Source organism: Capnocytophaga sp. oral taxon 324 str. F0483 (assembly GCF_000318315.2).
In the GTDB taxonomy this organism is placed as follows: Bacteria; Bacteroidota; Bacteroidia; order Flavobacteriales; family Flavobacteriaceae; genus Capnocytophaga; species Capnocytophaga ochracea.
Window position 1 is genome coordinate 52,611 of record NZ_KB291508.1, and the last position, 9,233, is coordinate 61,843.

Annotated in this window: 4 protein-coding genes; all 4 read right to left on the minus strand. The window is 40.2% G+C overall.

Translation table 11 applies throughout. From position 1 onward, the window contains the following. Positions 1–807 precede the first annotated feature (807 nt). Positions 808–2,253 (minus strand): beta-N-acetylhexosaminidase, encoded by a 1,446-nt coding sequence (locus HMPREF9072_RS03975; RefSeq protein WP_009410647.1) that lies wholly within the window; start codon positions 2,251–2,253, stop codon positions 808–810. Positions 2,254–2,364: 111 nt separating this feature from the next. After that, positions 2,365–4,059: a right-handed parallel beta-helix repeat-containing protein gene (locus HMPREF9072_RS03980; RefSeq protein ID WP_009410648.1), complete on the minus strand. Its 1,695-nt coding sequence runs from the start codon at positions 4,057–4,059 to the stop codon at positions 2,365–2,367. A gap of 81 nt (positions 4,060–4,140) precedes the next feature. Next, positions 4,141–5,676, minus strand: coding sequence for a RagB/SusD family nutrient uptake outer membrane protein (locus HMPREF9072_RS03985; protein ID WP_009410649.1), 1,536 nt, complete (start codon positions 5,674–5,676; stop codon positions 4,141–4,143). A gap of 12 nt (positions 5,677–5,688) precedes the next feature. After that, positions 5,689–8,751, minus strand: a complete 3,063-nt coding sequence (locus HMPREF9072_RS03990; protein ID WP_009410650.1) for a TonB-dependent receptor — start codon at positions 8,749–8,751, stop codon at positions 5,689–5,691. Between the last annotated feature and the right edge of the window lie 482 nt (positions 8,752–9,233).

Below are 9,233 nucleotides of genomic sequence, written 5' to 3' on the forward strand. Positions count from 1 at the left end.
TACTGATAATTAACTTTGCCAAAGGTGCGAGCCACACAGGCAAACTTTGGCAAAGTGTGTACCCCTAAAAGTGATACAGCTGAGCTTTCGGAAGGAAACGGAGAAATTCGGAATAGGGGAGGGAGGGTTTTTGGTGAGAAAAGGGTGTAATGAGGGTGGGGTTAGCTTATAGAGAGCTTATAGGAAGGCTTATACGAATCTTGGACGATTGGTATAGAAAAGGTATATAAATAATTGATTCATAATATGATAAAACAGTGCTAAAAATGTTAAAAACAGGGTTTCGAGACGAAAGAAAGAGGAATAGGCACTAGGCCTTAGGCCATAGGCACTAGGAGGGAGTGTGACGGAAAAGCGGAGGAAACCTCCCCCCTTACACCTACTTCGCTCTTGCAAGGCACATACTCCGCTGTGGCTGGGCTACCTTCAAAGGGGAATATAATGACGGAAAAGTGAGAGGTACACTGGCAGGAGGTTCGTAGGAGTTTTAGGAGAAGGTCAGAGGAGCTAGGTTGTCGTAGTGTGACAGGCAATTTAAAAATAATATTATATATTGAGGTAAGAAAAATGTAGCTTACGCTACAAAAAAAACTATAAATCTTTACAAATCAAAGAGAAAAGCAACAAGCTGCCTGAAAGTCTCGTACAGATTACACGGATTGCACGGATAGCCCAATTGACAATTGATAATTGACAAATGTGATGGGTACGGATTGGCAACTGCGTTGCTGGATTTTACAAATTACAATGTAAATACAGCTGTATATCAGTATTATATATATCGAACTGACATTTACTAATAGATGGTTACTGATGCAATTCTACTGGGGGACGATAATTAATGCCTTTGTGTAGCAAATATTGCAATTGGAGGTCTAACTTTTGGGTGAATTGTTGCCAATCACGCTTAGGCATCTCTGTCCACCCTGCTTCGGATAAAGCTAAAGCACGAGGATAGGTCATATAAAAAGCGCGGAATACATCTTTCACACTTTCGCCCCACAAAGTAGCTTCAACTCCTAAAATATATTGCTTTTCTTCTTCGGCTGTGAGCGAAAAGGCGGGATTAAATTCATATATGCGTTGTAGGGTGAGGGTAGGCATCCAATCTACATTAGGCAAATCGTTTTTGGCTTGTGGATAATCGAAGTAGGCGTATTCACCGGGGGAACAAATCAGTTTGAAATTATCTTTTTTAGCGCGCTCCAATACTTGCGGAGTAGTACGCATTCGCCATAGATACATCACACTATTTTTGGGATAGGAGGGGACTTCTAACTCTAACCAAATAAGAGGACGCTTGTGGTTTTTCTCTAATGATTGATTTACCCTTTTAAAGAACTCACTCATCAGTTGTTGGTTATTGGTAGTGTGAAGGCTTTGTTTGAGTTTGAGAGTAGGGGAGTGCTCAAGCCACTTGTCCATAGGGGCTTCATCACCCCCGATATGAAAATAAGGGGAGGGGAAAATAGTTGATAATTCGGTAATGACATCATCGATGAAAGTAAAGACTTCTTCTTTGCCTACACACAACAAATTCTTAGAAACACCTGCGGTAGTGCGTACCCCAATGAGGGTATCGTTGCAACTGAGGAAAGGATAAGCAGCTATGGCAGCATCGCTATGACCTGGTACATCGAACTCAGGCACTAACTGTACGTTGCGCTGAAGAGCGTATAGTACGAGATCTTTTATTTGCTCTTGGGTATAAAAGCCTTCGTTATTGCGTTTAGAACCTTCGAAATCGGAACGTTTGCTCCCTATTTCGGTGAGTTTAGGATATTTCTTGATTTCTATACGCCACCCTTGGTCGTCGGTGAGGTGCAAATGTAAGTAATTGAACTTGTAATGAGCCATTACATCAATGTATTTTTTAATATCGTCTATCTTCCAGTAATGCCGAGCGGGGTCAATCATTAAGGCGCGATAAGCAAAACGAGGCGCATCGGTAATGGTAAGACAAGGCAAAGATTTTTTGTGTGTTACCTCTGCCCCAAAAACAAGTTGGTAGAAGGTTTGTTCGGCATAGAACTTTCCTGCTTCGGTAGCAAACTTGATGATAATTTGGTTAGGTTTGATGATAAGCTGATAGCCTTCGGTATTATTGATGAACTTATCCTGTATATAGCTAATTTTGGTACTTATCGGGCAAGTACCCTTATGATAAGTTATCTGATTAGGCTGTGGTACCACATTGATTTGTGCGGAAAGTGGTAAGGCTAAAAATAGTAAGATGTAAAATAGTTTAGACATAATATAAGAAAATGAATGATTATAAAAGTATAAAAGCCTCCCTCTCTCCCCTTAAAGAGGGGGAACTGTAGCGATGCAAAAGAGGCTTTGGTAATATTCTATTAGGGTGCATTAATCAATCTTTACATTCTTAGTGCGTTCTAACTTAAAACGTTCTTTATTCCAATGAAAAGGTTTGAACTCTTGATTTTTGATAATTTTATTATTGCGGTAAATGAGATTCTCTACTGATTTGGCATAGAGAATAGGCTCATCAAAAGTTTCAAACACATTGTTTTCAATAGTAATATTAGAATGGAAATACTTTTGTTGTGCTTCTAAGTTGGGGATTTCGGGATAGATGGAAATGATAGCGTTCGTAAATTGATAATTAGCGGTAAGTGCATTGATGAAGTGGTTGTTTTTGATGATAACATTGTGGCAAGCACCTGTTTCATACCAGCCATTACAATCGCCACAGAGTAAGATAGCAGTGCCGTGAGTATGGTCGAAGGTGTTATTGACACAGACAACCTTTTTAGGAGTGCTAAACAGTGCTCCACGAGCCCGATTGTTACGCACTATATTGTTTTTGAAAATCACCTCAGGTGTCCAAGTAAGGTTTTCTACCCCACAAGGTGTATCGGGGTTTACTTCGGTAGGTAGTATTTCATCAAAAGTGATTTTAAATATCTTAGCACCTACTTCGGTAGGTTTATCAACGGCTTTAATAGTTTGAATGCGATAGGTTTTATCACCGATAACGTCCATTGTCTTGGAGGCAATGAACTGCACTTTATCACCTACATTGCCCCAGAGGAATCCCCACGATTGGGGGTGCATATACTGCGCTTTGATAGTGTGATTGTCTTCACGAGCTATTACTTTTAGGTAAGTGCCGTGTACGTTAATAGCATCATCAGCCATACCTTCATAGACTCCGTTTTCAGAGCGTATGAGTCCTTTGCAAGCTGAAAAGTGAGTTGCATCGGCTTGAGTAGTGAAATAGCGTTCGGTGCCTTCTTTTAAAGCTACGCGAAAGCGGTTGAGGGTTATATTTTCGGTGAGTTGGGCTAAGAGTCCCATACCTTGGGTGTTATGCACAGTTATATTTTCTAACTTCACGTTTTTGCTTTCAGTAACGAAAATGGCAGGTGTAGGACGTGTGTAGGTGCGCAATACAAAACGCTCTCCTTTTTCCAAATAAGGTTTAGCACCTATGCCTTCGATGCGGAACTCATTAGGGGCTATTTCGGTAATTTTAGTAGGGTTAAAATTTACGTCAGCTCGCTTATAAGCCAAACGTTTGTCAGCTCTGAATATCATACCTCCAAAGGGAGTTTCTTCATAATCTTCGCCAGTGAAGAAGAGTTTCCCGTCCTTGATTTTATAGTTTCCTTCGGGGTAGAGTTGGGCTTTTACGGTGTTATTTTTTGCATCTACTTCGGTAATGTGCAACTGACGCAAATGAGGGGTTGCAAAGTCTATCGAAAAGTTTTTAAGAGTGATATTGGTACAGTTTTTCATTACGATAGGCAAGATAGTGCCGTGAAAGAGCCATTCGCTGTTACTGCCGTCAATCACTACATTGTTTAAGTTTTCGAGATAAAGTCCTACTTTTTTGGGATTGGTTTGGTCGTGGTTGGAGATGTAGAGTTCTTTATCGGTAGTTTGGTTGAGATAAAAATGATAGGTATCCTTGTTAAGGACGATATGTTTATGGCTACCTACTTCCATTTGAGCGGGTGTAGCAGGGGTAGTAACGGCTGTTTTGCACGATGCTAAGCATAGCAATGCGGTGCATAGGGCAATGGAAAGAGTTTTCATTGTTTTCAATAGATAATAAGTTAAGAGGCTGTTTAAAAAAGGTTTGTTTTGTAGGGGCGAATTGCAATTCGCCCCTACAAGTTAATAATTAGGATTTTGAACTAAAATACCTCTGTTTTTATCAATTTCTGATTGAGGTAGAGGCCATAGATAGTGTTTGGATTCAAACTTACGTGCTACGATACCGTCAGTAACATTGTTGAGCACTTGAGGGGCAATTTTCCAACGTTTAAGATCGAAATAGCGCTCGCCTTCAAAAGCCAATTCCACCCGACGTTCGTGGCGAATGCGGGTTCTCATATTCTCTTTAGAAAGACCTGCTGGTAGATTAGGCATTCCTGCTCTTGTGCGTACTTGGTTTATATAGTTATACACTTCGGCAGAGGCTCCTGAAAGTTCGTTTTCTACTTCTGCTTTCATTAGGAGTACATCGGCGTAACGCATTAGCACCCAGTCTTGTTGGCTTTGGGTAGAGTATTGATAAGGGGCATCTAAGTTAGGAGACAAGAATTTTGCTAAGCCTATATTGGTAGCACGTGCATTGCTGGGAGTTACGTAAACGCCACGGTGCAAAAACTTATCTACAAAGATCGTCTTTGCCATACGTGGGTCGCGAGTTGCCATTGAGGTATTGGTAAAGGCTGTAATATCTACTTTACCGTTAGTTTGTGCTACAGCGGTAGCGGTAGAGCCATCGGCATTTTCAAACTCATTCATAAAGTTAGCCAAAGGCGAAACTACTATCCAGTCGCCATACCACAAATCGGCATAAGTATAGTTATTAGGAGCAAGGTATTTGACTGACATCATTATCTCAGGGCAACTTTCTTGTTTTAAATCGAAAAAGTTATCGGAGAAATTAGGTGCCAATGAATAACCTGAAATAGAGGCTAACACTGTTTTTGCTTCTTGCATTTTGGTAGCAATGGCATTACCACTGTCGTCATAGGCGGTATACAAAATCAATCGTGCTTTGAAGGCTTTAGCAGCGTTGCTCGTCCAACGTCCTTTTTCAACGCTATAAGGTTGAGAAGGCAAGTTAGCAATAGCAAAATCGAGGTCTTGCATTATGAAGTTATACACCTCAGTAGCAGGACTTTTGGCTTTGAACTGGGTATTTAAATCTAATACCTCGTTTATAACAGGTACATCGCCATAACAGCGGTAGAGATAAGAATAGAAGAAAGCGCGTATCATACGAGCTTCGGCTTCATTTCTCTTTTTAGTATTGGCATCGATACCAGAGAAAACTTCTAAGTTTCTCAAGAAGATATTTGCACGCATTACAGCTTTGAGACCATAAGTGTATACATTGCTAACAAAACCTTCGGAATTGGCATAAACATTACCTTGCGATAGCCCAATGGTCATACCGTATTGGCCTTCATTATGTTGTCCGTAAGCATTATCGGTAAGGTTATCCCACGTAGGAAGACCTTGCGCAAAGTGAGGGTGTTGCATAGCACCATAACAAGCGGTGAGTGCCATTTTATAGTCACTTTCAGTTTTCCAAAACGTACCAGAAGAAGGTCTGTCGTTTGGATTAAGATCTAAGAAATCTTTGTTACAAGCCGTTAATAACAACACTGTAACGAAAAGTGTCAGTATTTTTTTCATATCTTTTCAAAATTAAAATTCTACATTTAACCCCATTGAAATGATTTTATTTTGTGGGTATTGGACAAAGAGTCCGTCGCCAGCACGTTCGGGGTCTAATCCTTTATAGTCAGTAAGAGTCCATAGATTATCACCTGCGAAATACACTCTGAGTTTGGTTAGACCTACTTTAGAAATGATATCTTCGGGGAAAGAGAACCCAACGGTGATATTTTTCAAGCGTAAGTAAGAGGCATCTTGCAAATACCAAGTGTTAAAGCGGCGGTTATGTTCGTCGCCTACTTGATTAAAGTACATACGTGGATAGCTGTTAGAAGTACCTTCGCCACGCCAACGGTTGTTCACATAGTCTAAAGTAGGAGCTGTACCTTGACGAAATGGGTCTAAGCCCCACCCCGTAGTATAGATTTTGCGACCTTCTACCCCTTGAAAGAGGATAGAGAAATCGATACCTTTATACTCTAAATGTGCATTGAATGAATATTCGTATTTAGGGAAACGACCATCTACTACAGTACGGTCATCGTTATCAATTTTGCCATCGCCATTTACATCGCGATATTTAAAATCACCAGGACGTACGGGGTCGTTGAATTGTTTGGGAGAGTTATCAATTTCGGCTTGGTTTTGGAAAATGCCTATCATCTCGAGCATATAGAAGGAGTTATAAGGCAAACCATCTTCGCGAAGGTTATAACCGTCAATTTCACGCGCTCCAAAATTTACTAACTTGTTACGTGAAATATCAACATAGAAACCAGCCCCATAGCTCAACCCTTCTAAACGACCTTTATTGATAGAATGATTATATTGCACTGACAGTTCGTGTCCATAATTATCCATTTCGCCACTATTAATAGTAGGAGCATTTAATCCTAATGCTCCTGTTACTTGTGCGCTACGGAGTATATCAAAAGTGTGCTTTTTATACCAGTCATACACAATAGAAATACGCTTAAATAGAGTGATATCAACTCCTATATCGGTAACGGAAGTAGACTCCCATTTGATATCGTTATTTGCATAACTTGTTTGTGCTACTCCTGGAGAAAGGGTAGTGTTATCAAACGGATAAGCTCCTGTGTAGTTGAGCAATGATTGATAAGGGTAGTTGCCTATATTTTGGTTGCCCAATAGACCGTAAGAACCGCGTATTTTTAAGTTGGTAAGCCATTGCATAGCAGGAGTGTCTTTGATAAGGCTTTCTTCGGAAATGCGCCAGCCTGCTGAGAAAGAAGGGAACCAACCCCAACGGTTAGCTTTAGCAATACGTGAAGTACCATCATAGCGTACATTAGCTTCAAGCAAATAACGTTCTTTATAATTGTAATTAAATCTTCCGAAAAAAGATTGTAAAGCCCATTCTATTGTATTACCATTATTGGTTTGAATGGCGGTAGTACCCGCATCAAGTTCGTGTAAGTTATTAGCTATATAGTCACGTCTATGACCTTGTAAGGTCTGATAATTATTGTACTCTTGGCTATACCCTGCTTGTAAGCCTATGGTATGTTTTTCTGCAAAAGTTTTAGTGTATTTTAGATAGGTAAAGAAGTTGGTATAAAAGTTTTTAGCGTTGTTAGAAATTAAACCTTTACCTCCTACATCGAGGTCGCCTGTTACAGCCCCTGTGTGATAATTGTAAACAGGTACCACAGGGCGCCAGTCTTTATAGGATTCATCGGAATAAGTAACGGCTAATTTGGAATACCAATTCAAGCCTTTTGTCAAAGTAATATCGTCCCACAACTGACCCGATAAGTTGTATTCGGTAGTGTTGCGAAGTGCTCCACTATCGATAATGGCAGGCATATTCTTGTTGGCTTGTTCGAAGTCGTAAGCCTTAGAAACATATTTGCCATCAGGAGTAAAAGGTCTATAAGTAGGAGCTTGTGCTATAGTAGAAAGGAAAGTATCTACGTGACCTTGGCGAGGACGTTCAGTTTTACCTCTATCCAAAGCTACGTTTACACCTACAGTAGCCCACGGTTTAATTTCGGATTTTATATTGCTACGGAAGTTAAGTCGGTCATACTTAAAGCCTCGTAACACCCCTGGCTGGTCTACATAACCTAGAGCAATATTGTAGAGAGTTCCTTTAGCACCCCCACTGAGCGTAAGATTGTGGTTTTGCACAAAAGCAGGGTTGAACATATAGTCTATCCAATCGAAGTTTGGATATTGAATGCGATCGGTAGCATTCTCATAGGCAGCTATCATTTCGGGAGTGTAATGCCCATCAGTAATACCCGAATTGGTTTTAGCTTCGTTGAACAAGCGCATATATTCAGCTGAATTGGTAACCAATTTGAGCATACGTGTAGGGGTATGAATAGCAAAGTTGTTTTGATAAGAGATTTTGAAATGCCCGTCGTTACCTAATTTAGTAGTGACTAAAATTACCCCATTAGCAGCTCTTGCCCCATAGATAGAAGCTGAAGCAGCATCTTTGAGCACTGAAATGTTTTCGATGTCATTAGGATTGATGTTTGCCAAAGAACCAGGAACTCCATCGATAAGTACCAAGGGGTCGGAGCCAGCGGAGCTATAAGTACCTTGTCCACGCACACGTATTGAAGCCGACTCGGCACCAGGTTGCCCTGAACCTTGCACAATGCGTAACCCAGGTACTTGCCCTTGCAGCATTGTAGCTGTATTAGCTACTGGACGTTTGGTAAGTGTTTCAGCCGAAACTGCTGCTACAGCTCCCGTAAGGTTTTCTTTCTTTTGGGTACCATAGCCCACTACTACTACTTCACCCAATTCTTGGGTATCTTCTTTCAGTTGTACGTTGATAATCAAGCTATTACCCCCCCCCTTACCAACGGTTTTTTCTTGGGAGGCATAGCCCATAGAACTGAACAATAGCACGTTGCCTGGAGAGGCTTCAATGCTATATTTACCATCAAAATCAGTAGCTACCCCACGGGTAGTTGATTTGATTTGCACACTCACTCCGGGAAGAGGAGTGCCTTTCTCATCGGTAACAGTACCGGAAATTTGTTTGTTTTGTGCCCATAGCAGAGAGGTAGTACTCCATAGAGCTATTAGCAATAAGAAGATTTTTCGTTTCATACTTCCAAAACTTTTTATTGGTTATTTAATGGTGCAAATATATTAATAAAAAGGAATATAAAGCAAATATTTTCGTAACTTTTTAATTATTTTTTATTACGGTGTAAAATATATAAGGAAAAATAAGAAAATAATAATAATGCCAATAATACCAGAAATGCTAATAATACCAGAAATGAGAAAATGAGAGAATTAGAAAATTAGTAAATGAGTAGTGATAAAAATTGTTTATTGATAGGTGAGACTTGTCGGACAAATCGGATAGGTTGGAGAATTCGGAAGGAAACGGAGGAGTTCGGAAGAGGGGAGGGAGGGTTTTTGATGAAAAAAGGCTATGAGAAAGGTATGGTTAGCTTATAGAGAGCTTATAGGAAGCTTATACGAATCTTGGACGATTGGTATAGAAAGGGTATATAAATGGTTGAATAATAGTATAATATAACAAGGATAAAAATGTTAAAAAAGAGGTTTCGAGGCGAAAG